Source organism: bacterium, assembly GCA_024226335.1.
Taxonomy (GTDB): Bacteria; Myxococcota_A; UBA9160; order SZUA-336; family SZUA-336; genus JAAELY01.
In genome coordinates this window covers 1-1,982 of record JAAELY010000376.1, presented here as the reverse complement: position 1 = coordinate 1,982, position 1,982 = coordinate 1, and the positions used below count along the sequence as shown (strand labels likewise).

The window sequence follows — 1,982 nt, the reverse complement described above, 5'->3', positions numbered from 1 at the left end:
GGTGTAGAGATACTCCTCCTTGGCATCGGGCGGGACGTCGGGGATCTGATCCTGGCGGGTGCGCAGCAGCCGTAGGAATTCACGCCTCGCCGGCTGTGAGATCGGCATCTGTGTCACCGCTTCCCCGGGTGAGAGTGGCGACGGCGCCAGGGGCAGGACGAACTCGAAGGATCCCAGGTCGAAGGGAACGATCCGATCGCTCCCCCAGTCTCTGCGATTGAAATAGATGCCGGCTGTGAGTGCGTGACGCTTGAAGAACTCGCGGTCGTAGGCGGTTTCGAAACGCTCGGTATCGACACCGAGATCTCGCAGGAGGCCCTTCACCACGTCGGAGTATCCCGATGGCTCTTCGAGGGTTTGATTGCCCCCGTAGCCGATGAGCGTTCGACCGCCGACCTGGAATTCGTTGCGTCTGGCGTGGCCCCCGAAGTCGTCGTGGTTGTCGAGGATCAGGATCCTCGCCTTCGGCTTCTGCTGCAAAAAGAAGTACGCGGCCGCCAGGCCGCTGAAGCCTCCCCCGACGACGACGAGGTCGTAGACGTGGGAGTCGGGTCTGTGGACGGTTCCCCAATCGCGCCGGCCCGCGAGCGCGAGCTCGTGGGCGACCTCGAAGGAACCGACGTGGCTTCCCCGCAACCCGGTGAGTGCCGCTGGACAATCCGCTGCAGAGTGCTCCGGAGCGGACATCCGGCTGCATTGCGTACCCAGCGCACCGGCAGCCAGTGCGCCCATCCCGTGGAGGAGATCTCGGCGCGTAATGGAGCGATCCATCCCGAGCTCACGGTCTCTCGATTTCACCCTCTGATCCTCGCGAGTGATGATCAGTAGTCGGGACCCGGAGTGCCGGGATCTTCTTCGAGCGATGCCTGGAAGTCTTCCAGGACCTGATACAGGGGATAGTCGACCCAGGTGTCCGCGAGATAGTTGAACTCAGGAACTTCTTCTTTGGGGTCGACTATCAGATTGTAGAAAGTCGGATAGGCCAAGGTCTTGATCGCATAGCTGTCCTCGTCGATCTCCTTGAGCAGCATCTTCCAGTTCCGCCACTTCACACCGAAGAGCTCGTTGCCGATGTAAATCATGACGGATTCCCGAGCGGAGCTCTCCGACTTCCCCATCAGGAAATCAGACTGGTCTACGCCGTCCATGTTTCGGTCCTTCGGGACCTTGCCACCTACCCAGCTCGCCAGGGTGGCGAACACGTCGACCGCGTGGACAATGTCGTTCGAAGCCCTCTTCGGAGGGATTCTTCCGGGCCAGCGGATCAAGAAAGGCACGCGTAGGGAGCCTTCCCAGGGAGAAAACATGCTGCCTCGCCAGGGGCCGGTGAACCCGAACGACCCCGGCACGCCTTCGCGTCCATTGTCCGATGTGAAGATGAATATGGTGTCTTCTTTGAGTCCCAGCTCGTCGATGGTATCCAGGAGGTCGCCGACATAGGCATCCGTCTGCGCCAGAACGTCGGCAAAGTTTCCATTCCCAGTCTTGCCCTTGTAGTCAGGATGAGGGTCGACCGGTTCGTGGGTCTGCGTATAGGGGAGGAAAGCGAAAAACGGCTGCTTGGCACCGGCTTTGCGCTTGATGAAATCGATCGCGTGGTCGGTGATCTCGCGATCGATCGTCCTGCGCTTCGCGCGGTCGTACACTTCCAGCTCTTCAGGCTTTTGGCCTCGCTTCCCCGACATGACGCGGGTAAACACCGCACTGGGGTGGGAGCCTTCTACGAAGATACTGCTATCCGGCCAAAAGGCCCGGTCCGATGACCTGGGAATCCCATACCACTCATCGAATCCCTGGTCCGTGGGATAACGACCCTCGGTATCTCCCAGGTGCCATTTCCCGAACATTCCCGTCGCGTAGCCGGAATCGGACAGCATCTCCGCCAGCGTGGTCTCGTACTTGGTGATGCCGTACCAGATGTCTCGGGGAGGCCCGTCTTGTTGCAGCCGGGTACGAATGCCGTAACGACCGGTCATCAGGGC

General features: G+C 60.6%; 2 protein-coding genes. Both read right to left on the bottom strand.

All coding sequences use genetic code 11. From position 1 onward, the window contains the following. The coding region (locus GY725_19365) for an NAD(P)/FAD-dependent oxidoreductase (GenBank protein ID MCP4006344.1) at nt 1-798 on the bottom strand (798 nt) is incomplete at its 3' end. A gap of 23 nt (nt 799-821) precedes the next feature. After that, a partial coding sequence (locus GY725_19360; GenBank protein MCP4006343.1) for a sulfatase-like hydrolase/transferase occupies nt 822-1,982 on the bottom strand: 1,161 nt, incomplete at its 5' end.